This is a genomic window from Streptomyces sp. NPDC002536 (genome assembly GCF_053594995.1).
Genome location: NZ_JBSFWU010000036.1, coordinates 36,324 through 61,437 on the forward strand (window position 1 = coordinate 36,324; position 25,114 = coordinate 61,437).

The 25,114-nt window shown below is 71.6% G+C and carries 21 protein-coding genes; 15 read left to right on the top strand and 6 right to left on the bottom strand.

What is annotated here, in order from left to right:
* Positions 1–52: 52 nt before the first annotated feature.
* Complete coding sequence (locus ACWD4B_RS15925) at positions 53–1,570, bottom strand: FAD-dependent monooxygenase (RefSeq protein ID WP_451421285.1); 1,518 nt, start codon at positions 1,568–1,570, stop codon at positions 53–55.
* Between the two features lie 71 nt (positions 1,571–1,641).
* Here ACWD4B_RS15925 and ACWD4B_RS15930 point away from each other — a divergent pair, with 71 nt between their 5' ends.
* Positions 1,642–2,280, top strand: coding sequence for a TetR/AcrR family transcriptional regulator C-terminal domain-containing protein (locus ACWD4B_RS15930; RefSeq protein ID WP_451421286.1), 639 nt, complete (start codon positions 1,642–1,644; stop codon positions 2,278–2,280).
* 93 nt (positions 2,281–2,373) lie between these two features.
* Here the strand turns inward: ACWD4B_RS15930 and ACWD4B_RS15935 are convergent, their stop codons facing one another.
* From ACWD4B_RS15935 to ACWD4B_RS15945, 3 genes are read right to left on the bottom strand one after another with little or no spacing between them, the layout of a single operon-like run.
* Positions 2,374–3,504: an acyltransferase family protein gene (locus ACWD4B_RS15935; RefSeq protein WP_451421287.1), complete on the bottom strand. Its 1,131-nt coding sequence runs from the start codon at positions 3,502–3,504 to the stop codon at positions 2,374–2,376.
* Positions 3,501–4,877 (bottom strand): polysialyltransferase family glycosyltransferase, encoded by a 1,377-nt coding sequence (locus ACWD4B_RS15940; RefSeq protein ID WP_451421288.1) that lies wholly within the window; start codon positions 4,875–4,877, stop codon positions 3,501–3,503. The genes ACWD4B_RS15935 and ACWD4B_RS15940 overlap by 4 nt, the downstream gene beginning before the upstream one ends.
* Entirely contained in the window at positions 4,877–5,854 is a 978-nt protein-coding gene (locus tag ACWD4B_RS15945) for a glycosyltransferase family 2 protein (RefSeq protein WP_451421289.1), read from the bottom strand. The genes ACWD4B_RS15940 and ACWD4B_RS15945 overlap by 1 nt, the downstream gene beginning before the upstream one ends.
* Positions 5,855–6,041: 187 nt before the next feature.
* Here ACWD4B_RS15945 and ACWD4B_RS15950 point away from each other — a divergent pair, with 187 nt between their 5' ends.
* The 11 genes from ACWD4B_RS15950 (at position 6,042) to ACWD4B_RS16000 (ending at position 19,670) form a co-directional block, all read left to right on the top strand.
* A complete protein-coding gene (locus ACWD4B_RS15950) occupies positions 6,042–7,367 on the top strand; it encodes a DUF6716 putative glycosyltransferase (protein ID WP_451421290.1) in 1,326 nt (441 codons plus the stop codon).
* 32 nt (positions 7,368–7,399) lie between these two features.
* Positions 7,400–8,617 carry a cytidylyltransferase domain-containing protein gene (locus ACWD4B_RS15955; RefSeq protein ID WP_451421302.1) on the top strand — a complete coding sequence of 406 codons (1,218 nt, stop codon included), beginning with the start codon at positions 7,400–7,402 and terminating at the stop codon, positions 8,615–8,617.
* A gap of 197 nt (positions 8,618–8,814) precedes the next feature.
* Positions 8,815–9,750: an N-acetylneuraminate synthase family protein gene (locus ACWD4B_RS15960; RefSeq protein ID WP_451421291.1), complete on the top strand. Its 936-nt coding sequence runs from the start codon at positions 8,815–8,817 to the stop codon at positions 9,748–9,750.
* A gap of 13 nt (positions 9,751–9,763) precedes the next feature.
* On the top strand, positions 9,764–11,041 hold the full coding sequence (locus tag ACWD4B_RS15965) for a hypothetical protein (RefSeq protein WP_451421292.1): 1,278 nt from the start codon (positions 9,764–9,766) through the stop codon (positions 11,039–11,041).
* 106 nt (positions 11,042–11,147) lie between these two features.
* Entirely contained in the window at positions 11,148–12,380 is a 1,233-nt protein-coding gene (locus ACWD4B_RS15970) for an amidohydrolase (RefSeq protein WP_451421303.1), read from the top strand.
* 131 nt (positions 12,381–12,511) lie between these two features.
* Complete coding sequence (locus tag ACWD4B_RS15975; protein WP_451421293.1) at positions 12,512–13,543, top strand: BMP family lipoprotein; 1,032 nt, start codon at positions 12,512–12,514, stop codon at positions 13,541–13,543.
* Positions 13,544–13,754: 211 nt separating this feature from the next.
* Positions 13,755–15,488: an ABC transporter ATP-binding protein gene (locus tag ACWD4B_RS15980; RefSeq protein WP_451421294.1), complete on the top strand. Its 1,734-nt coding sequence runs from the start codon at positions 13,755–13,757 to the stop codon at positions 15,486–15,488.
* Between the two features lie 4 nt (positions 15,489–15,492).
* On the top strand, positions 15,493–16,599 hold the full coding sequence (locus ACWD4B_RS15985) for an ABC transporter permease (protein ID WP_336416161.1): 1,107 nt from the start codon (positions 15,493–15,495) through the stop codon (positions 16,597–16,599).
* The gene (locus tag ACWD4B_RS15990) at positions 16,596–17,885 is read left to right on the top strand and encodes an ABC transporter permease (protein WP_451421295.1); all 1,290 of its coding nucleotides are present in this window, start codon (positions 16,596–16,598) and stop codon (positions 17,883–17,885) included. The genes ACWD4B_RS15985 and ACWD4B_RS15990 overlap by 4 nt, the downstream gene beginning before the upstream one ends.
* A complete protein-coding gene (locus ACWD4B_RS15995) occupies positions 17,882–18,292 on the top strand; it encodes a cytidine deaminase (RefSeq protein ID WP_451421296.1) in 411 nt (136 codons plus the stop codon). The genes ACWD4B_RS15990 and ACWD4B_RS15995 overlap by 4 nt, the downstream gene beginning before the upstream one ends.
* Before the next feature lie 94 nt (positions 18,293–18,386).
* Complete coding sequence (locus ACWD4B_RS16000; protein ID WP_451421297.1) at positions 18,387–19,670, top strand: thymidine phosphorylase; 1,284 nt, start codon at positions 18,387–18,389, stop codon at positions 19,668–19,670.
* Positions 19,671–19,820: 150 nt separating this feature from the next.
* Here ACWD4B_RS16000 and ACWD4B_RS16005 read toward each other — a convergent pair whose 3' ends face one another.
* Complete coding sequence (locus tag ACWD4B_RS16005) at positions 19,821–21,110, bottom strand: MFS transporter (protein WP_451421298.1); 1,290 nt, start codon at positions 21,108–21,110, stop codon at positions 19,821–19,823.
* A 62-nt stretch (positions 21,111–21,172) separates the two neighbouring features.
* Between ACWD4B_RS16005 and ACWD4B_RS16010 the strand changes: the two genes are divergently transcribed.
* Positions 21,173–22,159 carry a LysR substrate-binding domain-containing protein gene (locus ACWD4B_RS16010; RefSeq protein WP_451421304.1) on the top strand — a complete coding sequence of 329 codons (987 nt, stop codon included), beginning with the start codon at positions 21,173–21,175 and terminating at the stop codon, positions 22,157–22,159.
* Positions 22,160–22,389: 230 nt separating this feature from the next.
* Here the strand turns inward: ACWD4B_RS16010 and ACWD4B_RS16015 are convergent, their stop codons facing one another.
* On the bottom strand, positions 22,390–23,172 hold the full coding sequence (locus tag ACWD4B_RS16015; protein WP_451421299.1) for an alpha/beta hydrolase: 783 nt from the start codon (positions 23,170–23,172) through the stop codon (positions 22,390–22,392).
* Positions 23,173–23,276: 104 nt separating this feature from the next.
* Between ACWD4B_RS16015 and ACWD4B_RS16020 the strand changes: the two genes are divergently transcribed.
* Both ACWD4B_RS16020 and ACWD4B_RS16025 read left to right on the top strand, forming a co-directional pair.
* On the top strand, positions 23,277–24,404 hold the full coding sequence (locus ACWD4B_RS16020) for an adenosine deaminase (protein WP_451421300.1): 1,128 nt from the start codon (positions 23,277–23,279) through the stop codon (positions 24,402–24,404).
* Between the two features lie 197 nt (positions 24,405–24,601).
* Complete coding sequence (locus ACWD4B_RS16025; protein WP_336416168.1) at positions 24,602–24,973, top strand: hypothetical protein; 372 nt, start codon at positions 24,602–24,604, stop codon at positions 24,971–24,973.
* Positions 24,974–25,114 lie beyond the last annotated feature (141 nt).

Consider the following 25,114-nt stretch of genomic DNA (forward strand, 5'->3'; position numbering starts at 1 on the left):
GCGCCCACGCGGCGGAGCCGCATATGTAGCTGCCCCGCGCCCCTTAGGGGCACTACCCCGCGACCTGCGCCAGGTACCCCGTCACATCCCCCAACTCGTCCGTCGCCACCGCGACATACCCGTCCGGCCGGACCAGGAACAACCCCGAACCGTACGCCGCCTTGGCGTGCCCCTCCGGGTCCAGGAGGTCCGGGGACGGGCCGCCTATGCGGTAGGTGCGGGCCCCGGTCACCTCTGTCACCTCGGTCCCCCCGGCACCCGTCAGGTCCAGCAGCGTGAAGTGCGGCCCCCTGAAGGCGTCGAAGAGGCGGAACACCTCGCCGGAGGCGTCCCGGCAGGGGGCGTCCGGGGCGCGGTCGCCGGCGTGGAGGGCGCCCTCCGGGACGGCGTCGCGGTGCTCCCGGCTCAGCCCGCTCTCCCGGTAGTTCAGGTGCAGTTGGTGCGTCTCGGGGCCGCGGCGGCTGAAGCCGTTCACGGTCGAGGAGCGGTCCTTGATGTGCTGGCGTGTGCTCAGGCCCAGGACGTCCGCCGCCACCCGGCCCCGCTCGTCGTCGTACGTGTCGAGCAGCGCGTCCGGCGCGGCTCCCCGCAGCACGGCGGCCAGCTTCCAGCCCAGGTTGTACGCGTCCTGGACACTGGTGTTGAGGCCCTGGCCGCCCGCGGGGGAGTGGATGTGGGCGGCGTCCCCCGCGAGGAAGACGCGGCCGGTGCGGAAGTGCTCCGCCATGGCGGCCCGCGGCCGGTAGACCGACGACCAGCGCACCTCGGTCACCCGCAGGTCCGCCAGGCCGGTGCGGCGGGCGATGGTGCGGGTCAGGGCCTGCGGCGTGGCGTCGCGCGCCAGGTCGGGCTCATAGGACGGGTCCTTGAACCGGACGATGGTCTGGAACGCCTCCGTGCCCTCCAGGCCCCGCAGGGCGAGGAACCCGCCCTCCGCCTTGGGCCACATGTGCCAGTGATCGCGGTCGAGTTCGCCCTCCAGCACCAGGTCGGCGATCACCGTGGCGGTCTCGTCTATCCGGTTGCCGGTGAAGGCCGTGCCCAGCATTCTGCGCACGGTGCTGCGGCCGCCGTCGGTGCCGACGAGATACGCCGCGCGGACCGTCTCCGTCGAGCCGTCGGCGCCGCGCAGCACTGCCGTGACGCCGGCCGCGTCCTGCGCGAACTCCGTCAGCTCCGTGCTGAAGTCGACCGTGCCGCCCAGCTCTTCGAGCCGTGCGCACAGCTCCTCCACCGTCCGCCACTGCGGCACCATCAGGATCTCGGGGTACGGGACGGCCGGCGAGGTGTCGGCCCGTTCCACCAGATCCCACGTGCGCACCCGCTCCCCGTCCTCCCAGACCTGCACCGGCGGGCACGGCCCGCCCGCGGCCGCAACGGCCCCGATCACCCCCAGGTCGTCGAACACCTCCTGCGTGCGCGGCTGGATGCCCATCCCGCGCGAGCCCGGGAAGCCGCGCTCGGCGCGCTCCACCAGCCGGTACCGGATGCCGCGCCGCGCCAGGTCGATGGCCAGGACCAGGCCGGTCGGGCCGGCTCCGGCGATCAGTACGTCGACGTTCGTGTCCACGGAAGACCCCCCTTAACGATGTTAAGTTCACTGCACTACCAGACTGAACTGAACAGCGTTAAGCTGTCAAGGTGGCAACGCGAATCGACCGGGCCCAAGTGGCCGACACCGCCCTCCGGTTGCTGAACGAGGTGGGTCTCGAAGGCCTCACCCTGCGCCGGATCGCCAAGGAGCTCGACGTCCAGGCACCCGCCCTCTACTGGCACTTCAAGAACAAGCAGGAGCTGCTGGACGAGGTGGCGACGGAGATGATGCGCCGCATGGCCGGGCCCCTCCGCTCCGGTGGCGGCGGCACCTGGCAGGAGTGCATGGCCGTCGCCGCCCGCGAGATGCGGCGCTACCTGCTCCACTACCGCGACGGCGCCAAGGTGTTCGGCGGTACCCGCTTCACCGACGGCACGTACGCCGGTCCGCTGGAGGGCGCCCTGAGCACCCTCGTCGGCGCGGGCTTCTCGACGCACGCCGCCGCCCGCGCCTGGTTCACGATGCAGACGTACACCATGGGGTACGTGATGGAGGAGCAGTCCGTCCATCCCGTGCCGGGCGGCCCGCGGGACCCGGCCTTCGAGCCCGCGCACCGGGCGGAGCGGCTGGACGGGGGGTATCCGCTGTCGTTCGAGGCGGGAGAGGAGCTTTTCGGTGACCTTGAGGCCGGGTTCGAGGCCGGGTTGAGTGCCGTCATAGCGGGTATTGAGGCGACCCTGTTGTAGGGCGGTTCTTCGGCTGCGGGCCGGTGGGGGCTGGTCGCGCCCACGCGGCGGAGCCGCATGATGTAACAGCCCCGCGCCCCTGACGGGGCGCGACTAGGTGCTGCGCCCCTCAAGTGCCCTCCGCAGCACCGGTGTCAGCCGCCTCTCCACCACCCGGTGCATCAGCCACGCCAGTACCAGCATCAGCCCGATCGTCAGCACGAACACCGCCGCCGAGGGCAGGCCGAGCCTGCGGTGCAGTGCGCCGATCACCACCCACCCCAGGTGCTCGTGCACCAGGTAGAACGGATAGGTCAGCGCGCCCGCGAAGGGCAGCCAGCTCCAGTTCGCCCAGGTCACCTTGCCCAGGGCGATCAGTGCCACGGCCGCGTAGCCGAGCGCCAGCACCGCGATGATCACGTAGGCCGAACGGTACGAGAAGTAGTGCGGGTTCGGCGGGTGCCACAGCCCCGCCACCGCGTAGTGCTGCCCGATCAGGAAGCTCATCGCGACGATGCCCCAGGCCAGCGCGTCGTGCCCGAAGCGGTGGACCAGGTAGAGGCCGATGCCGCCGATGAAGTACGCCGAGTACTCCGGCATGAACACCACGCGCAGCACCTCCAGATGGGAGGCCGTGGTGATCACCGTCGCCAGGGTCCACCCGGCGCAGAAGAGCACGACCCGGTGGCGCGTGGCCCCGGGCAGGACGACGCACAGGGCGAAGAGCGCGTAGAAGCGCAGCTCGGCCCAGAGCGTCCAGCACACGCCGAGCACCCGCGTGGCGCCGACCGGCTGTTGCAGCATGGTCAGGTTCACCAGCGTGTCGCTGGGCGAGACCGTCTTGTACGTCACCCACGGCAGCGCGAACGCGAGCGTCACCAGCGCGATGGCCACCCAGTACGCGGGGTACAGCCGGGCGACGCGGGAGGCGAAGAAGGAGCGCAGCGGGCGGCCCCAGCCGCTCATGCAGATGACGAAGCCGCTGATGACGAAGAAGATCTGCACCCCGAGACAGCCGTAGGCGAACGCGCCCGACAGGTGCGGGAATTCGTGGCGCGGCGACCTGCCCCACGCCTGGCTGATCTCGCCGTCCCGGCCGCCGTAGTGGTACAGCGCGACCATGAGCGCGGCGACGAGCCGCAGGCCGTCCAGGGCGCGCAGCCGGCCCGCCGCGCCGCTGCCGTGCTGTGCACCTGCGGCCGGGGCCTCGGTGAGGCGGGGGCCGGGCACGGTGGGGGCTGTCATGAGGAGGGCACCGCCGTCTTCTTGGTCAGCCGCCGCTTCACGGCCCGGGCGCGGCGTGCCATGCGCCGGAGCGTCGGATTGCGCGGCAGGAAGGAGAGCGAGGAGGGGACCGCGCCGGGCAGGCCCAGCGACGTGAGGCGGCGCCGTTTGAAGTAGCGCCGGGTGCGGGGGGTCAGGTGCGCCGCGAGGTAGCGTTCGGCGGCGGGGCGGAGGTCGGGGAGGATCTGCGGCTGCATGGAGTAACCGACCGCGGCCAGCAGCCCGTTGAGGTCCCCGGCGTCCGGGACCGTCTTGTCTCGGAACGTCTCGTCCTGGGCCGCCGTCTCGTCGTCCACGTCCGGCAGCAGTGCGTCGACGACCGTCACCGGCACCCGGTTGCTGTTCTGGTACGGCGTGAGCCGCTCCAGCAGCATCTCGGTGCCCGACCGGGCGACCGGCAGGCCGTAGAAGGTCCGCGCGGTGATCAGCGCCGTCGAGAAGCAGGCGACGACCAGCGCGGGCCGCAGCCGCTGGTACACCGCCTCGGCCAGGACGGGAACGTCCAGCACGGTCAGGCGCGCGCCGAGCCGGTCCGCCTCCTCCTCCAGCAGCCGCGACCAGCGGGCGGGCGCCGAGGGGTGGGGCTTGAAGATCACGGTCCGGTGCCCGCGGCGCACCGCGCCGCGCAGCATCCGCACGTGCAGCCGCTCCTCCTCCTCGGGGGTGAGGATGTCGAGCGCCGACAGGTACTGGCCGAGCAGCAGGGCCGCGCCCTCGGGGGCGTCGTCCGGCAGGCCGGCCGCGTCGGCGAGTTCGGCCAGCACCTTGGCGAAGACCTCGCCGGGGACGGTCTCCGGCTCGACGCCGAACTCCGTGAGCAGCAGCGGCTTCAGCCCGGGCACCAGGTCCAGGTGGAGCAGGCGGCGGACCCGGGTGCCGATGAGCGGGTCGAGTTTGCTGCGCGTGGGGCCGTAGCTCATCAGACCGTCGGCGTAGACCTCGAGCGGGGCGCCGGGGAACATCTGGGCCACCGCCATGGCCGGGTTGACCTGGAGGGACTCCAGGACGATCGTCACCTCGTCGGTGCCGAGCCCCCACAGCAGCCGCAGGTGGCGCTCCCAGAGAGGGGTGTCGTCGGGGCGCGGCGACCAACCGGTGGGGTGGAAGGGGCTGATCGTCTCGTTCCAGGACACGACGGCGTCGAAGCGGGTGCGCAGCCGCTCGAAGCCGGGGGCCTCTTCCAGGGAGGGGGTCGTCTCGGGTACGGCAGCGGTGTTGGAGACCACCAGCAGGCGGCGGTCGGCCGGTGCGAGCATGCCGGCGTCCACCGCGGCCGCCAGCGTGGCGGCTCCGTAGAGCGTGGAGGCGAGGAGCAGTTGGGTACGGCCTGCCATCAGGCGGCCACCTCCGCGGGGGCCGGGCGGCGGCGGAGGCGGCGCAGGCGGGCTGCGCGGTCGTCGTCCATGGAATTCAGGGCGTCCTTGAGGAGATCCTGCGGCATGCGTTTCATGGCTGCTGCACTCATCGAGCGCAAGGCCTTGGCCACGGCCGGTTCGAATCGTTCGATGCTGCCGAGGTGGTGGGAAATGATGGCGCAATACGTCCGCACGGCCTTGGGCAGGAGTTTTTCCGCGGCGGGATCGCGGGAGGTCTCGTCGATGACCTGGTCGAAAGCGCGAATGAAATCGAGCTGGCGTACGTCGCCGATCTGTGTGAGGGACGAGGCGATTCCGCGCCGGTAGAACACGCCCAGCAGTCCGGCCACCGCGAACGACTGCGACTCGCGGTGCAGCCGCCAGATCCAGGGGCGGTCCTCGGCGGTGCGCAGGCCGTGCTTGAAGTGCAGCAGCCCCGCGTCCAGCAGGCGGCGGTGGTAGATGCCGGCCCAGGCGTAGGCGTAGTCGACGGACGTCGAGCGGTCGGCGGGGAGTATCGCGTCGCGCGGCCGGAGCGCGACCCCGCGGCGGCCGATCGGCACGCGGTGCACGGTGCGGACGGGTCCGGTGCACTGGACGTGGTCGGTGCGCACGAAGTCGACGTCCAACGCCTCGATCGCGGAGAGCAGTTGCGGGTAGTAGCCGGGCGCCAGCCAGTCGTCGCCGTCCAGGAAGGTCAGATATGTGCCGCGGGCGTGGTCCAGGCCCGTGTTGCGGGCGGTGGCGAGGCCGCCGTTCCGCTCGTGGCGCACGAGCACCGCGCCCGGCAGCTCGCGTACCGCCCGCTCCAGAATGCCCGGCGTCCCGTCGGTCGAACAGTCGTCGACGAGAATGAATTCGAAGTCGTCGCGTGCGTTCGCACGCAGGCTGCGCAGCGCGTCCGGAGCGTAAGTCTGCACGTTGAAGAACGGCACGATGACGGAGAGCTTGACCACTCACGGCACGGTAGGCGGCGCTCCGGCATTTACTCTGACCGCGGCCGGAAGCGAAGGTGAACGAAGCGGGTCGGAATGATGAACCGGGCCTGCGCGTCAACCGATTCGCCGATCGTCGTTGTGCTGTTTACCGGTTGTTGTGCCTGCGTTGGGCAACGAAGCGGAATGAATTCCTATCGTCGGCGACGTGCCCACACGTACCGAATCCCCGCCGCGGGTCGCCGTGCTCGCGGACTCCGACACGCGATGGAAATGGGGAGCACTCACCGCGCACCGGCTCGTGCCCGGCGCCCGGCCGGACGGGTTCCTGCTGCGGGGGCGCGCGACGCCCACGGTGCGGCAGCTCGCCGAAGTCGGCGCCGACGCGGCCGCGTTGCGCGAGGTCACGGGCACGGAGTTCGTCCGCGCGGCGCACCCGGACCGCTACGACGTGATCGTCCTCGCGTGCGTCGGCGGAGCCGTCCAGGCCATGCTGCACGGGCTCGGGCATGCGTGGGACGGCGTGGCCCGGCGCCCCGTCGTGGTCACCGGCTACGTCGGGGTCGTGTACGAAAAGCTCGCCGACGGGCTGCTGTTGCGGCACGGCGCGGACGTGGTCCTGGCCAACTCCCGGCACGACGCGGAGCGCTTCCGCGCCGTGTACGCCGGTGCGGGCGCCGACGCGGAGAGCGTCACCGAGTGCGCCCTGCCGTTCCTCGGGGGCGAGTCCTACGAGGCCGGGTGCCAAGTCCGCCCGTACACCGTGGTGTTCGCCGCCCAGCCCTCGGTGCCGGAGAGCCGCGCCGACCGGATGTACCTGCTGGAGCGGGCCGCCGGGCACGCCCGGCTGCACCCGGACCGCGAGGTCCTCGTCAAACTGCGCAGCAAGCCCGGAGAGCACACCACACACATCGAGGAACACCCGTACCAGAAGCTGGCCGCCCGGCTGAAGGGCGGACCGCCCCCCAACCTCCGCCTCGCGTACGGGCACATGGGCGACGTCCTGGACCGCGCCGACCTCCTCGTCACCGTCAGCTCCACCGCCGCCCTGGAGTCCCTGCACCGGGCGATCCCCACGGCCGTCCTCACCGACCTCGGCATCCGCGAACCCCTCGGCAACCACCACTTCCTCGGCTCCGGCTGCCTCGCCTCCTGGGACGAACTCGACGCCGGCCTGCTGCCCGCACCCGACCCGGAATGGACGGCCCGCCAGGGCGTCACCGTGGGCGTCCCCTACGAGCAGGCCTTCGCCACCGCGCGCGAACGGGTCGCCCACCTGTGCGCGCGGCACCGACTCCCGCCACTCGCCCCCTACTACACGGCCCGCACCGCCCCCGGCTACCTCCCCGGCATCCTCGCCCGCCACGGCTTCGACCCCGGCGGCCGCCCCCTGACCGGCCGCACCGCCCCCGAGCGGCCGGAGAGCGCCCTGCGCCGCGCCGGCCGCAACGCCCTGCGCGACGCGGCCCGCGGCGCCTACCGGCACGGGGTGCAGCGCGTGGCCCCCGTCATCCGGCGGCTGGGGGAGCTGTGACACCGACCCCGAACCCCTCCGAGGAGCGCACCATGCTCGCCGTCCTGGCCGTCGTCCCCGCACGCGGCGGTTCCAAGGGGGTGCCCGCCAAGAACCTCGCCCCGGTCGGCGGCGTGCCCCTGGTCGTCCGCGCGGTCCGGGCCTGCCGCGCGGCACGCCTGGTCACCGACGTCGTCGTCTCCACCGACGACCCGGCCATCGCGGCCGCGGCCCGGGAGGCGGGCGCGGAAGTGGTCCGGCGCCCGGACGCGATCGCGGGCGACACCGCCACCAGCGAGGCGGCGGTGCTGCACGCGATGGACGCGTACGAGTCCGCGCACGGCACGGCGGTGGACACGGTCCTGCTGGTGCAGTGCACGAGCCCGTTCCTCACCGGGGAGGACGTCGACGCGGTCGCCTCCGCGGTCGTCGAACAGGGCGCCGACAGCGCGCTCGCCGTGGCCCCCTTCCACGGATTCGTGTGGCGCGCGGCCCCGGACGGGCCCGCCGTGCCCGTCCAGGGCGGCGCCCGCACCGCCGCCCGGCCCGACGACACGCACGGGGTCAACCACGACAAGTCCCACCGCCCGCGCCGCCAGGACCGCCCGCAGGACTGGCTGGAGACCGGCGCCGCCTACGCGATGCGCGCCGCCGGCTTCCGCACCGCCCGGCACCGCTTCTTCGGCCGCACCGAGCTCGTACGCACCGACGCCGCACGGGTGTTGGAGATCGACGAGCCGCACGACCTCGACCGCGCCCGCGTCCTCGCACCCCTGCTCGGCACCGGCAACAGCAGGCCCGCCCTGGACGACATCGACGCCGTCGTCCTCGACTTCGACGGCACCCAGACCGACGACCGCGTCCTCATCGACGCCGACGGGCGCGAACTCGTCGCCGTCCACCGCGGCGACGGGCTCGGCGTCGCCGCCCTGCGCCGCGCCGGGCTGGCCCTGCTGATCCTCTCCACCGAGACCAATCCCGTCGTCGCCGCCCGCGGCCGCAAGCTCGGCATCCCCGTCGTGCACGGCAGCGAGCACAAGGACCACGCCCTCAAGCAGTGGTGCGAGGAGCGCGGCATCGCCCCCGACCGGGTGCTCTACGTCGGCAACGACGTCAACGACCTGCCCTGCTTCGGCCTCGTCGGCTGGCCCGTCGCCGTGGCGGACGCCCACGGCTCCGTACGGGCGGCGGCCCGCGCGGTGACCTCCGCCCCCGGCGGCAGCGGTGCCGTCCGGGAGATCGCCTCATGGCTCCTAGGGGGTGCCTGGTGAGCCAGCACGGGTCCTGCGGCGCCTGGTACGGCACCTCGCTGCGTTGTCGCATCACCCGAGTACGCCCAGTACGCGGGTGATGCTCCGCCTTGCGATGCACCGCACCAGACGCCGCAGGACCCGCACTGGCCCACCAGACACCCCCTAGGCCCCGAACTCTGACCACAGCCCCCTTCCCCTTAAGGAACCGCCTCACCATGAGCCCCGCCAGCACCGCAGCACGGACCCGTCTCCTCGGCCAGAAGCCCGTCGGCCCCGGCCACCCCGTCTACGTCACCGGCGAGATCGGCATCAACCACAACGGCGACCTGGACACGGCGTTCGCCCTCATCGACGCCGCCGCCGACGCCGGCTGCGACGCGGTGAAGTTCCAGAAGCGCACCCCCGAGGTCTGCACCCCGCGCGACCAGTGGGCCCTGGAGCGGGACACGCCGTGGGGCCGGATGACGTACATCGACTACCGCCACCGGGTGGAGTTCGGCGAGGACGAGTACCGCAGGATCGACTCGTACTGCCGCGAGCGCGGCATCGCCTGGTTCGCCTCGCCCTGGGACACCGAGTCCGTCGCCTTCCTGGAGAAGTTCGACCTGCCCGCCCACAAGGTCGCCTCCGCCTCGCTCACCGACGACGAACTCCTGCGCACCCTGCGCGCCACCGGCCGCACCGTGATCCTGTCGACCGGCATGTCCACCCCGAAGCAGATCCGGCACGCCGTCGAGGTCCTCGGCAGCGACAACATCGTGCTCTGCCACGCCACCTCGACCTACCCGGCCAAGGCCGCCGAGCTCAACCTGCGCGTCATCCACACCCTCCAGGCCGAGTACCCCAACGTCCCCATCGGCTACTCCGGTCATGAGACGGGCCTGCAGACCACCCTCGCCGCGGTCGCCCTCGGCGCCGCCTTCGTCGAGCGGCACATCACCCTCGACCGCGCCATGTGGGGCTCCGACCAGGCGGCCTCCGTCGAACCGGGCGGCCTGCAGCGGCTGGTGCGCGACATCCGGGTGGTCGAGGAGTCGCTGGGCGACGGCGTGAAGCGGGTGTACGACAGCGAGCTCGGTCCGATGCGCAAGCTGCGCCGGGTGACGGGCGTCGTCGCCGAGGGCGGCGACCGCGAGCCCGTCGCCGTCTGACGGGCGCGCCACGGTGACCTCTCCCGCGGGGCCCTCTGCCGGCCCCTCCCCGGAGGCGGCGGCCACTCCCGTCCGCCGTCTCCGGGGCCCACGGAGCGAGCAGGGCCCGGCCCGCACGCTGGCCTTCGTCGAGAGCCCCGTCCAGCTGCTCAACGTCCTCGAATGGGCGCACCTCGGCGCGTCCCGCCGCCCGTCGCGGCAGGCCGGGCAGACCCGACAAACCGCCGACGGCGTGCCCCGCCAGCCCGGCCCCCGGGACGTCGAGACGGAGCCCCCGGAACCCGGCGAGCCGGACGAGCCGCTCGACGCGCTCGACCTGCTGGTCGTCGTGCTCGCCCCGCACGACCCCATGACCCGCGGCCAGCTGCGCCGCATGGCCGAACTGGCCCGCGACCAGGGGCACCGGGTGCAGTGGACCGAGGCCCGGGGCGGCCCCGCGGCGCCCGTGCAGACCGTCGGCTCGCTGGCCGGACCGCTGCGCCGGGCGCACCGCATCGTCATCGGCGACCCGTTCTCCCGCTACGTGCAGCTGCTGCTGACCATCACCCGGGCCCGGGAGCTGGTGGTGGTGGACGACGGCACGGCCACGATGGAGTTCGTCTCCCAACTCGCCCGCGGGGAACGGCTGGTGAGGTGGCACCGCAGGGGTGAACGCGGGGCGCGTGATCTCGTCTTCGCGCCGGTCTCCGCTTCAGCGCGCCGGAGGCTCACCCCGAACGACCGCCGGAGCGTGGAGATCTTCACCTCCATGCCCGTCGAGGCCCCGCCCGGCGTGACCGTCACCGCCAACGACTTCGCCTGGACCCGCGCCTCTTTCGGCCCGCCCCGCCTCACCCGCACCACGGACCTCGTGGGCACCAATCTGGTCGAGACCGGTGTGGTGGACCCCGAGCGCTACCTGGCCGCCGTCGCCGCCCTGGCCGAGGCCCACGGCGCCACCCGCTACTTCGCCCACCGCCGCGAGAGCACCGACAAGCTGCGCCGGATAGCCACCGGCCTCGGCCTGGAGATCGTCCGCCCGGAGCTGCCGCTCGAACTGATCGCCCGCCGCGGCCCCATAGGGCGCACCGTGCTCAGCTTCCCCTCCACCGTGGTGCACACCCTGCCGCTGGCCCTCGCCGGCACCGGCGTCACCGTGGCCGTGTGCGACATCGACCCCGACTGGCTCACCGAGCACGCCTCGCCGCGCGCGGAGGGCTTCCTCTCCGGGGTCACCGGCACGGCCCGCGAAGTACACCGACTGCCGCGGATGCCCGTACCCGCGCGGTGTGTCGCCGAAGGTACGCCGTAAATACGGGTCATACCCCTCGGCAAACCCATCCATGCGGCTGAACTTTTCTTGATCGATGGGTAGTTGCCCCATTCGGGGCTCTAATCTTCCAAGGGTGAATCATCTGATGCCCTGCGAAGCCGACCCCGACACTGCCCAGGGCGATCTGCCCGGCGCGCTGCCCCCGGGGCTGCGCGCCGAACTGATCGCCTTCCGCCGGGACTTGCACATGCACCCCGAACTGGGCAACCGCGAGTTCCGTACCACCGCGGCAGTACGGGAGCGGCTCGAGAAAGCAGGCCTCAGACCGCGCACGCTCACCACCGGCACCGGGCTCATCTGCGACATCGGCCGGGACAGCGCCTCGTACGCCGCCTCCGGCCGCCCCGTCCTGGCACTGCGCGCCGACCTCGACGCGCTGCCCATCCCGGACACCAAGACCGTCCCCTACCGCTCGACCGTCCCCGCGATGGCGCACGCCTGCGGCCACGACGTGCACACCACCGTCGTGCTCGGCGCCGGGCTGGTCCTCGCGGAGCTCGCGGAGCAGGGGCTGCTGCCGCACCCGGTCCGGCTGGTCTTCCAGCCGGCCGAGGAGGTGCTGCCGGGCGGCGCGCTCGACGCCATCGAGTCCGGGGCGCTGGACGGGGTGGGCCGGATCCTCGCGGTGCACTGCGACCCCAAGGTCGAAGTGGGCCGGATCGGGCTGCGGATCGGGCCGATCACCTCCGCCTGCGACCGCCTGGAGGTCACCCTCAGCGGCCCCGGCGGCCACACCGCCCGCCCGCACCTCACCACCGACCTGGTGACCGCCGCCGCCCGGGTCGCCACCGACGTGCCGGCCCTGCTCGCCCGCCGTGTCGACACCCGCTCGGGTCTCGCCGTCACCTGGGGCCGCCTGGAGGCGGGCCACACGTGCAACGTCATCCCGCAGGACGCACGGCTCTCCGGCACGGTCCGCTGCCTGGACATCCAGGCCTGGCGGGACGCGCCGGACGCGGTGCACGCCGCCGTCGACGAGGTCGCCGGGATGCACCGCGCCAAGTCGGAGATCAGCTACGTCCGCGGGGTGCCCCCCGTCATGAACGATCCGGAGGTCACCGGCCTGCTGCGGCGCGCCATGACGGCGCGCCGCGGCCGTTATGCGGTGGAGGACACCGAGCAGAGCCTGGGCGGCGAGGACTTCTCCTGGTACCTGGAGCACGTCCCCGGCGCGATGGCCCGACTGGGTGTCCGCCCAGTGGGGGATACGACCCGCCGTGACCTGCATTGCGGTGATTTCGATGTGGACGAGGGCGCGATCGAGGTGGGGGTGGAGCTCTTCACCGCCGCAGCTTTGCTCGATGGCAACCGAATGTGAGCATTCGCGTCGGGAAGTGTTCGCGACGAATCGATAACGGCTTGCCTGCACCCCTTTTATCTGCATCTACGCGCGTTACGATTCCCGCGAACCAGCGCCAATGGAGGCGCTTCGTAGTGAAGGGGCCCTCTGTGCGCCGGGTATCCACCATCACTGTCGCGGGCATCAGTACCGCGGCTCTCGCATTCACTCTTTCGGCCTGTGGCTCTTCCTCGACCGAGTCCAGCGGTGGCTCGGGCAAGGGCGTGGGCCTCGCCTTCGACGTCGGCGGCCGTGACGACCACTCCTTCAACGAGTCCGCCGCCCGTGGCGTGGACAAGGCGAAGAAGGACCTGGGCATCGACAACAAGATGATGACCGCCAAGAACGGCGAGACCGAGGCCGACCGCGAGCAGCGGCTGAACTCCCTCGCCGAGGCGGGCTACAACCCGGTCATCGGCGTGGGCTTCAACTACGCGAAGTCGATCGAGAAGGTTGCCAAGGACTACCCCAAGACGACCTTCGGCATCGTCGACTCGGTCGTCCCCGGCAGCAACGTCGACAGCATCACCTTCGGCGAGCACGAGGGCTCCTACCTCGCGGGCGTCGCCGCCGCGCTGAAGTCGAAGAACCACAAGGTCGGCTTCATCGGCGGTGTGAACAACGCGCTGATCCAGAAGTTCCAGGCGGGCTTCGAGCAGGGTGTGAAGGACACGGACTCCAGCGTCCAGGTCACCTCGCAGTACCTGTACCCGAACAACGACAAGGGCTTCAACGACCCGGCGGCCGCCAAGGACAAGGCCAAGGGCATGCTCGACTCGGGCATCGACGTGATCTACACCGCCGCCGGTCTCTCCGGCAACGGTTCGATCGAGGCCGTCGCCGGCCAGAAGGGTGCCTGGGCGATCGGCGTCGACTCCGACCAGTACCAGCAGCCGGGCCTGGAGCAGTACAAGAGCTCCATCCTCACCTCCGTGGTGAAGAACGTGGACGTCGCGGTCTACGACCTCGTCAAGAGCGTCAAGGACGGCAAGCCGCTCACCGGCGAGCACAAGTACCTGCTGAAGGACGACGGCGTTTCGCTGGCCACCTCCGGCGGCTTCATCGACGACATCAAGGACAAGATCGAGGCCGCGAAGAAGAAGATCGTGGACGGCCAGATCACGGTCCGCACCTCTCCGTGATCTGAGGACCGGTTTCACCCGGTCCATGGACACTGCGGGCCCGGCGGGGGAACATTCCCGCCGGGCCCGCGCATACGGGTCAACGCTACGCGCGTAGCGTCCAGTTGGCCCGTATAACGTACGTTCGCCTGTCCTGCCCTCCGCTCCTTTCCCCAGAGGAGAGTGCGCCATCAAAGCGTCCACCGAAGAATCCAGCAGTACCGCCCCCGCGGTGGAACTCGCGGGAATCACCAAGAGGTTCCCCGGCGTCGTGGCCAACCACGACATCCACCTGACCGTCCGCCGCGGCACCGTCCACGCCCTCTGCGGCGAGAACGGCGCCGGCAAGTCCACCCTGATGAAGATCCTCTACGGCATGCAGAAGCCGGACGAGGGCACCATCACGCTCGGCGGCGAACAGGTCACCCTGCACAGCCCCGCCGACGCCATCGCGCGCGGCATCGGCATGGTGCACCAGCACTTCATGCTCGCCGACAACCTCACCGTCCTGGAGAACGTCGTCCTGGGCGCCGAGAAGCTGCACGGCATCGGCGGCAAGGCCCGCGCGAAGATCAAGGAGATCTCCGACGCCTACGGCCTCGGCGTGCGCCCCGACGTCCTCGTCGAGGACCTCGGCGTCGCCGACCGCCAGCGCGTGGAGATCCTCAAGGTCCTCTACCGCGGCGCGCGCACGCTGATCCTCGACGAGCCCACCGCGGTCCTGGTCCCCCAGGAGGTCGACGCGCTCTTCGACAACCTGCGCGAGCTCAAGTCCGAGGGCCTGACGGTCATCTTCATCTCGCACAAGCTGGGCGAGGTGCTCTCCGTCGCCGACGACATCACCGTCATCCGGCGCGGCACCACCGTCGGCACCGCGATCCCGAGCCAGACGACGCCCAAGCAGCTCGCCGAGCTGATGGTCGGCGAGGAACTGCCCTCGCCGGAGACCCGCGAGTCCACGGTCACCGACATCCCGATGCTGGCGGTCGACGGACTGCACCTGTCGGCCACCGACTCCGACGGCGTCGTGCGCGCAGTGCTCGACGGCATCACCTTCACCATCCACAAGGGCGAGGTCCTCGGCCTCGCGGGCGTCGAGGGGAACGGCCAGGCCGAGCTCGTCGAGGCCATCATGGGCATGCGCTCCCCGGACGCGGGCACCGTGATCCTGGACGGCGAGGACATCACCAAGGCCCCCACGCGCAAGCGCCGCGAGGACGGCATCGGGTACATCCCCGAGGACCGCCACCGCCACGGCCTGCTGCTGGAGGCCCCGCTGTGGGAGAACCGCATCCTCGGCCACGTCACCGAGCGGCCCAACAGCAAGCACGGCCTGATCGACACCAAGGCGGCGCGCGCCGACACCGAGCGCATCGTGCGCGAGTTCGACGTGCGCACCCCCGGCATCGACGTCACCGCGGCCTCGCTGTCCGGCGGCAACCAGCAGAAGCTGATCGTCGGCCGCGAGATGAGCCACCTGCCCAAGCTCCTCATCGCCGCCCACCCCACCCGGGGCGTGGACGTCGGTGCGCAGGCGCAGATCTGGGACCAGATCCGCGAGGCGCGCCACGAGGGCCTGGCCGTGCTGCTGATCTCGGCGGACCTGGACGAGCTCATCGGGCTCTCCGACACCCTGCGGGTGATGTTCCGTGGCCGCCTGGTCGCCGACGCCGACCCCGCCACGATCACCCCGGAGGAGCTCGGCTCCGCCATGACCGGCGCCGCCAGCGGCCACCTCGAACACCACGAGAAGCCTTCCGGGCGGAAGAAGTCCGGAGGGAAGCCGAAGCCGCCGGAGCGAGGAGCGTCCGCGGAGCCGGAGGCCGACGCCCCGAAGACGGCGAAGACGGCGAAGGCAGCGAACGCGGCCCCGAAGCCCCGGAAGACCGGCACGTCCGCGCAGGCCAAGAGGCCCGCGAACAACCGGAACAAGTCCAAGAAGAACAAGAAGAAGCGGAGGCGGTGACGAAGTGAAGAAGATCGACAAGAACAGGCTGATCCTGGGCCTCGCCGCCCCGGTCCTGGCGATCGTGGCCGCCCTGGCCATCACCTCGATCATCATCGGCGTCACCGGCAAGGACCCGTTCCACGCCTACCAGGTGATGATCGACTTCGGCTCGAAGGCCGACAGCCAGGTCTGGATCATCAACAAGGCGACGCCGTACTACCTTTCGGCGCTGGCGGTGGCCGTCGGCTTCCGGATGAACCTCTTCAACATCGGCGTCGACGGCCAGTACCGCATCGCGGCCTTCTTCGCCGCCGTCGTCGGCGGCGCGCTGACGCTGCCGGGCATCATCGAGATCCCGCTGATCATCATCGTGGCGATGGCGGTCGGCGCGCTCTGGGCGGGCATCGCCGGTCTGCTGAAGACCAGCCGCGGCGTCAACGAGGTCATCAGCACGATCATGCTGAACGCCATCGGCGCCTCGGTCATCGGCTACTTCCTGCAGGACGGCAGGCTGGCGAAGAAGGAGGGCAACCTGATCCACACGCCCTACCTGCCGGACTCCGCGCACTTCTTCGAGATCCCGACCCAGACCAAGCCGATCTACGGCTTCGTGGTGGTCGCCGCCCTCGCCGGCGTCGCCTACTGGTTCCTCCTCAACCGCACCCGCTTCGGCTTCGACCTGCGCACCGTCGGCCGGTCCGAGACCGCGGCCCAGGCCAGCGGCGTGAGCGTCAAGCGCATGGTGGTCACCTCCATGCTGATCTCCGGTGCCCTCGCCGGCCTCGTCGGCATGCCGACCCTGCTCGGCGTCTCGTACAACTACGGCACCGACTTCCCCACCGGCATCGGCTTCACCGGCATCGCCATCGCCCTGCTCGGCCGCAACAACCCCGTCGGCATGGCGCTCGCCGCCCTGCTCTGGGGCTTCCTCGAGCGCACCGGCACCCAGCTGGAGTTCGAGGGCTATGCGCAGGAGATCGTCGGCGTGATCCAGGGCGTCATCGTCCTGTGCGTCGTCATCGCATACGAGCTCGTCCGCCGGTACGGACTCAAGGCCCAGCAGCGGAAGGTCGGCGAGGAGCTCGCCGCCCAGGCCCGCAAGAGCGACAAGGCGGAGGTATCCGCGTGAGTACGACCTTCACCGCCGCGCTCGCCAAGGGGCTGCGGGGCAAGAACAACGACGGCGGGAAGCGCAAGCTCTCCTACCCCGTCGTCCTGCTGATCGTCGCCGGCGGCCTGGTGCTGCTCTCGGCGCTGCGCGTGATCACCGGCGCCACGGACCTCACCTCCGCGGGCCAGTTCAGCGGCGCGCTCGGCGCGGCCGTGCCGATCGGACTCGCGGGCCTCGGCGGCCTGTGGGCCGAGCGGTCCGGTGTCGTCAACATCGGCCTCGAAGGCATGATGATGCTCGGCACCTTCTGCGCCGGCTGGATGGGCTGGCAGCACGGCCCCTGGGCCGCGGCCCTCGCCGGTGTCGTCGGCGGCGCCCTCGGCGGCCTCGTGCACGCCCTCGCCACCGTCACCTTCGGCGTGGACCACATCATCTCCGGTGTGGCCATGAACATCCTGGCCCTCGGCATCACCCAGTACGCCGCCAAGACGCTCTTCGGCGCGGAGGGCAGCGCGGCGCAGCAGGCCGGCGGCAACGACAAGCAGTCGCCGCCCATGCCGAACATGGGGAACTTCTCCATCCCCGGCCTGTCCGACTGGCTGACGTCGGTCGAGAAGCACCACTGGTTCCTCGTCTCCGACCTTGCGGGCATGCTCGACAGCCTCGTCGACGGGGTGTCCTGGCTGACGATCGTCGCCGCCGCGCTGTTCGTCGGCACGTTCTTCGTGCTGTGGCGCACGGGCTTCGGCCTGCGCCTGCGGTCCTGCGGCGAGAGCCCGGTGGCCGCCGAGTCCCTCGGCGTCAACGTCTACGTGTACAAGTACGCGGCCGTCATCGTCTCCGGTGCCCTCGCGGGCCTGGGCGGTGCGTTCCTCGCCGTCGGCACGCACATGTACTCCGACGGCCAGACGGGCGGACGCGGCTACATCGGTCTCGCCACGATGATCTTCGGCAACTGGCGTCCGGGCGGCGTCGCCATGGGCGCGGGCCTGTTCGGCTTCATGGACAGCCTCCAGCTGCGCTCCGGCGGCCCGACCGTCCACGCGCTGCTGCTGCTCCTGGCGGTGCTGCTGGTCGGCCTGGCCGCGCTGCGGCTCAAGCAGGGCAAGCAGAAGCCGGCGCTGATCAGCGCGGGCATCGCGGTGGCGCTGGCCGTCTGGTACGCGCTGACCAAGACCGTGCCGCTGGAGTTCGTCGACGCCACCCCGTACGTGGCGACGCTGCTGGTGCTGTCCGTCTCCGCGCAGCGGTTGCGGATGCCGAAGGCCAACGGCAAGCCGTACCGGAAGGGAGAGGGCAAGTGACCTCTCCCGCAGAGTCCCTCCCGCTCGACTGGGAGGCCCTGCGTGCGCAGGCCCGGGACGCCATGTCCCGGGCCTACGCCCCGTACTCGGGCTTCCCCGTGGGGGCCGCGGGCCTGGTCGACGACGGCCGTGTCGTCACCGGGTGCAACGTGGAGAACGCCGCGTACGGCGTGGCGCTGTGCGCCGAGTGCGGAATGGTTTCCTCGCTCGTCGCCTCCGGCGGTGGCCGCCTGACCGCCTTCACCTGCTGCGACCGGCACGGCAACGTGCTGATGCCGTGCGGCCGTTGCCGCCAGCTGCTGTGGGAGCACGGCGGGCCGGAGCTGGCCGTGGACACGACGACGGGCATCCGCCCGCTGTCGGAGCTGCTGCCGGACGCGTTTGGGCCCTCCGACCTGAATCGTTGAAGATGTCCTCAAGCGCCGGACGGGCTGATGTTCAGCCCGTCCGGGTCACTTTCCGGCCCCGGGAAGACTGAGGACGCACAAACTTAAGGAAAATGTGCTGATGGACGCCATTTCCGTGATCCGCGCCAAGCGCGACCGCGGTCGACTGACCGACGAGCAGATCGACTGGGTCATCGACGCGTACACGCGCGGTGAGGTCGCCGACGAGCAGATGTCCGCCCTCGCCATGGCCATCCTGCTCAACGGCATGGACCGTGCCGAGATCGCCCGCTGGACCGCCGCGATGATCAAGAGCGGCGAGCGCATGGACTTCTCCTCGCTGCCGCTGCCCACCGCCGACAAGCACTCGACCGGCGGCGTCGGCGACAAGATCACCCTGCCGCTGGCCCCGCTCGTCGCCGCGTGCGGCGCGGCCGTCCCGCAGCTGTCCGGCCGCGGCCTCGGCCACACCGGCGGCACGCTCGACAAGCTGGAGTCCATCCCCGGCTGGCGCGCGCTGCTCTCCAACGACGAGATGATGGACGTCCTGCGCAACGTGGGCTCCGTCATCTGCGCCGCGGGCGACGGCCTGGCGCCTGCGGACAAGAAGCTGTACGCGCTGCGCGACGTGACCGGCACGGTCGAGGCGATCCCGCTGATCGCCAGCTCGATCATGTCGAAGAAGATCGCCGAGGGCACCGGCTCGCTGGTCCTGGACGTGAAGGTCGGCTCCGGCGCCTTCATGAAGAACCTGGAGGACGCGCGCGAGCTCGCCTCCACGATGGTGGGCCTGGGCACCGACCACGGCGTCAAGACGGTCGCGCTGCTCACCGACATGTCCACCCCGCTCGGCCTCACCGCGGGCAACGCGCTCGAGGTCCGCGAGTCGGTGGAGGTCCTGGCGGGCGGCGGCCCGGCGGACGTCGTCGAGCTGACCCTCGCCCTGGCGCGCGAGATGCTCGACGCGGCGGGCGTGAAGGACGCCGACCCGGCCAAGGCCCTGGCCGACGGCTCCGCGATGGACCACTGGCGCCGCATGATCATCGCCCAGGGCGGCGACCCGGACGCCGTTCTTCCGGTGGCCCGGGAACAGCACGTGGTGAAGGCGGAGTCGACGGGCGTCCTCACCAAGCTGGACGCCTACGCGGTGGGCGTCTCGGCCTGGCGCCTGGGCGCGGGCCGCGCCCGCAAGGAGGACCCGGTGCAGGCCGGCGCGGGCATCGAGATGCACGCCAAGCCGGGCGACTCCGTCGTGGCGGGGCAGCCGCTGATGACGCTGCACACGGACACGCCGGAGAAGTTCGACTACGCGCTCGCCGCGCTGGACGGTGGCGTGGAGATCGCCGCCGCGGGCACGGCGTTCACGCCGAACCCGATCGTGCTGGGGCGGATCGCCTAGCCGCTCCCGCTGGGGGCGCGGGGGTTTTCGGCTGCGGGCCGCATGTGGCCGATCGCGCAGTTCCCCGCGCCCCTTTCGGGGCGCGGTACCGCATACGACGAAGGGCCCGCCCCCACCGGACAGGTGGTGGGACGGGCCCTTCGGGCTTTCTTACGCCCGCACCGTCAACCGGCGCTCCACGAGCGCCTTTCGGGTCGCGTACAGAGTGACGGCCGCGGCCGCCACCATCGCCAGCAGACCCAGCACCACGGTGCCGTCCCACCCGGCCACCCCGAACGCGGCGGCGCCGACGGCTCCGCCCACCGAACTGCCCGCGTAGTACGCGGTCTGGTACAGCGCCGAGGCCTGCGCGCGGCCCGTCTTCGCCGTGCGGCTCACCGACGAACTCGCCACCGCGTGGCCCGCGAAGAAGCCGGCCGTGATGAGGATCAGTCCGGCCAGCACCGCCGCCAGCGAGCCGCTCAGCGACAGCAGCAGGCCCAGCGACGTCGTGCCCAGCGCCAGGTACAGCGCACCCCGCCGGCCCAGCCGGCCCACCAGCTTGCCGGCCGCCGCCGACGAGGCCGTGCCGACCAGATAGACCAGGAAGATCGAGCCCACGACGCCCTGCGGCAGCGAGAACGGCGCCGCCGCCAGGCGGTAGCCGATCACCGTGTAGACCGCGCCGAAGACGGTCATGAAGAGCGCGCCGATCGCGTACAGCCGGCACAGCAGCGGGTCGGACAGGTGCGTCCCGAGCGTACGGGCCAGGTTGCGCACCGACAGCGGGGACGGCGTGAAGTGCCGGGCCCGGGGCACCAGGACGCGGAACGCCAGCGCGCACACCACCGCCAGGACACCGACGGCCGCCAGGCCCGCCCGCCAGCCCCAGACCTGCGTCACCCAGCCGGCCAGGATGCGGCCGGTCATGCCGCCGATCGCATTGCCGGCCACGAACAGCCCGATCGCACCGACCAGCGCCTTCGGCCGTACCTCCTCCGCCAGGTACGCCATCGCCGACGCCGGCACCCCGGCCAGCGCCGCGCCCTGCACGGCACGCAGCGCGACCAGCCACCCCAGGCCCGGCGCCAGCGGCACCAGCAGCGCCACCAGCGCGGCGACGCACAGCGCCGCGGTCATCATCGTGCGCCGCCCGAAGCGCTCGGAGAGCGCGCTGAGCGGGACGACGGCGACGGCCAGTCCGCCGGTCGCGGCGGAGACGGTCCAGCTCGCCTGATCCGGCGTCACCCCGAGGTCGTCGGAGATCGCGGGCAGCAGCGCCTGCGTGGAGTAGAGGAGGGCGAACGTGGCGACACCCGCGGCGAAGAGCGAGAAGCTCATCCGGCGGTAGCCGGCCCCGCCGGGGGTCAGCCGGGTGTCGGTGGAGGCGGCGGGGGACGGCGAAGCGGAGGCATCCGGACGCACGATGGCGACGGATGCCCCGGTATCTGCAGGAGGCATGTCTCAAACATTGCACCCTGCAGTTCATGCGTCCAATGCACAGAATGGCGATAATCGATGCTGTGCTGCATGAGCCGAGGTCAGCGCGGTCCCTGTCACCGCGCAGCAACGAAAAAGACATCCCTGCAACAGTCGACGTCGAGGCCGACTCGTGGGCGGCGACGCTCACTCCGCGCCTCGCGCAGTTCGTCGCCGTCGCCCGCCAGGAACACGTGACGCGCGCTGCGCACCAGCTGGACATGCCGCAGTCCACGCTCAGCCGCTCGATGGCCCGCCTCGAACACGACCTGGGCGTCGCGCTGTTCGCCCGCCACGGGCGCACCGTCTCGCTCACCGCCGCGGGCCGCGCCTTCCTCGCCTCCGTCGAGCGCGCCCTGTACGAGGTCGACCGCGCCGCCGAGACCCTGCGCGAGGACGCGGACCCCGCCTCGGGCAAGATCGCCTTCGGCTTCCTGCACACGATGGGCTCCGAGACCGTACCCGAACTCATCCGCGCCTTCCGCGCCGACCACCCGCGGGTGCGCTTCCAACTCGTGCAGAACTACGGCGAGGCCATGCTGGAACGGCTCCGCGACGGCGGGCTCGACCTGTGCCTGACCTCGCCGGTGCCGGACGCGCCGGACCTGGTGGCGCGCCGGCTCGACGAGCAGAAGCTGCGGCTCGTCGTCCCCGACGACCACCGGCTGGCCGCCCGCAAGCGGGTGCGCCTCGCGGAGGCGTCGGCCGAGCTCTTCGTCACCCTGGAACCGGGGTACGGGCTGCGGCGCATCACGGACGCGCTGTGCGCGGAGGCCGGCTTCGCGCCGAAGGTGGCGTTCGAGGGGGAGGACCCGGAGACGCTGCGCGGCCTGGTGGCCGCGGGGCTGGGCGTCGCCCTCCTCCCGCCGCCGGCCGTGCCCCGCCCCGGCATCGTGGAACTGACGGTCACGGCCCCGCGCGCGGTACGCGAGATCGGGGTGGCCTGGCTGGACGGCCACCCCGATACGCCGCCGGTTGCGGCGTTCAAACGGTTCCTGCTGTCGCGCAGGGGGCAGTTGCTGCACCGGTGACGCGGTGACGCTGCGCGAGCTTGCGGGATATTCGGCACTGCCGGGCTGCGCCGCGGTGGTTGCTCGCCGTTGCGGCAGGAGCCAAAGGGGCGGAGCCCCTTTGGAACCTGTGCGGCGGGAAGAGGCTGCCCCTCTTCGTACCGCGCGTTCGAAAGGGGCGCAGCCCCTTTCCCTCCCGCCGCAACGGCGAGCAACCACCCTCAACGTGCCCGGCGATGCCGATCCAACGGTCAGTACCGCAAACTCTCCCCAAAGCCGGAGGCCAGCGGCATGCGCAAGCCCAGCGGCGGCGGAGCCGCCATCGCGTCCGTGAGCGGGCGGGCGTAGGGGTGGCCGAAGAGCGAGCCGCGGACGAAGTCGGCTGCCAGGGCCAGGACTTCGGGGCGGTGCTCGGCGAGCGTGTGGCCGTCCGAGTGGACCTCGAAGCGGCACACGTCGCGGTTGACCTTCTTCGCCCGCTCCGCCAGCCGGAACGACAGGTCCGGGTCCGTCCGTGTGTCGTTGGTGCCGTGCACCAGCAGCACCCGCCGCCCGGACAACTGCCGTACCGGGTCCGGGTCCAGCACCGCCTCCGGCTCCGGCAGCCACGGCGCCAGCGCCAGTACCGCCGTCACGGCCGGGTGCCCGGCCGCCCGCAGCGCGGCCCGGGCGCCCATGCCCGTACCGATCAGGCACACCGGTACGTCCCCGTAGCGCCGCGTCATCTCCTCCGCCGCCCACTCCACGTCGTGGACCGGGTCCGCGGAGGCGCCGTTCCAGCCCCGGTGCCGGTAGCGGACGACATGGGTGACGAGGCCGTCGGCCCCGGCCGCCCGGGCCAGCCGGCGGGCCAACGGCCGCTGCGCGGCGAGCGCGAGGGGCGAGGGGCGGCGCGCCCCGGCGGCCCGGCCCGCGGGCAGCAGCAGGGCCGCTGCGTGCACGGCGTCCTCGGCGGTCCCGTTGCCTCCGGGGCCGAGCGGTTTTCCGAGGCGGGGCGCCCCCGCCCGTTCTCCCGACAGCGCTTCCTGAGCCATGGCAGACAACGATGGCAGAAGGTCGGGCGGTGGCCACCCGGCCGATGGGTCACCGTTCCGTATCGTTCGCCGACATCTACGCGCGTAGGGGCTACAGTGCCGAAATGACGAGCGAGACGCACTCCCAACCGACCGCCCTGCCGACCCCGGAGCAGATCCGCCGCGCGCCGAAGGTGCTGCTCCACGACCACCTCGACGGTGGGCTCCGCCCCGGCACGGTCGTCGATCTCGCCCGCGCGACGGGCTACGACAAGCTTCCCGAGACGGACCCGGACAAGCTGGGCATCTGGTTCCGGGAGGCCGCCGACTCCGGTTCGCTGGAGCGCTACCTGGAGACGTTCGCACACACCTGCGCCGTGATGCAGACCCGGGAGGCGCTGGTCCGGGTCGCCGCCGAGTGCGCCGAGGACCTCGCCGCGGACGGGGTCGTCTACGCCGAGGTGCGCTACGCCCCCGAGCAGCACCTGGAGGCCGGGCTCACCCTCGAAGAGGTTGTCGAGGCCGTCAACGACGGCTTCCGCGAGGGCGAGCGGCGCGCCAGGGCCAACGGCCACCGCATCCGCGTCGGCGCGCTGCTCACCGCCATGCGGCACGCCGCCCGCGCCCTGGAGATCGCCGAACTGGCCAACCGCTACCGGGACTCCGGCGTCGTCGGCTTCGACATCGCCGGTGCCGAGGCGGGCTTCCCTCCCACCCGCCACCTGGACGCCTTCGAGTACCTCAAGCGCGAGAACAACCACTTCACGATCCACGCCGGTGAGGCCTTCGGCCTGCCGTCGATCTGGCAGGCCCTGCAGTGGTGCGGCGCCGACCGGCTCGGCCACGGCGTGCGCATCATCGACGACATCGAGATCGCCGAGGACGGCAGCGCCCGGCTCGGCCGGCTGGCCTCGTACGTGCGGGACAAGCGCATTCCGCTGGAGATGTGCCCGACCTCCAATCTCCAGACGGCGGCGGCGACTTCCTACGAGGAGCACCCGATCGGCCTGCTGCGCAAGCTGCACTTCCGGCTGACGGTGAACACCGATAATCGTCTGATGAGCGGCACCAGCATGAGCCGTGAATTCGAGCACCTGGTCAAGGCCTTCGCCTATTCGCTCGACGACATGCAGTGGTTCACCGTCAATGCGATGAAGAGCGCCTTCATCCCATTCGACGAACGCCTGGCCATGATCAACGACGTGATCAAGCCGGGTTATGCCGAGCTGAAGGCCGAGTGGCTGTTCCGTTAGGCCGCTGCCGAAAATCGCCTGACCTGTGGTCCGTCGGCGGTTTTCGCCGCTCGCACAGGACAATCGAATACCGTGGGAACGGCCGGGACTTCATTTGGTCCCGGCCGTGTCGTCTATTGCGGCCCACTCGTTCTCGTGGCTAGGTTGCAGTGCCGCTGCACATATCCCCGTTCCCTCGTCGCGAGGACAGAATTCATATGAAGCCAGGATCTCTCAGGGTTCTCGGTGCCGCCGCGCTCGGTGTTTTCGTCGCGGCTGCCGGGGCCGGCACCGCGTCCGCGGCCACCGGAGTCGTCGAGTCGGCCGCCGACACCGCCGTCACGGCGTGGCAGACCGTTCCCGCCGAGCAGGTGGGCAAGTTGGTGCCCGCGGGCGGCCCGGTCGTCCGCAGTGCGGACGAGGTGATGAACTCGCAACTGCCGCAGCAGGTGGGCAGGGCGGCGGACATGGCCATGGACAACAAGCTCGACCGCAACCTGCACCCCGCGGACAACAAGGGCAACAAGGGCCTGCTCGGCCTGGTGCCCCCCGGCGTGATCCCGGCCAAGGGCCTCTCCCTCGGCCGCTGACGGCGGGACCCCGACAGCACGGCGCGGCGGCCGCGCACCCGGACCTCTCGCCGAAGCGGACGGTCACGCCGTCGAGTCGTAGCATGGACATCAGAACTCTCCCGTGCGGTCGGTGCGAAGGCGTTCCAGCACCAGCAGCGC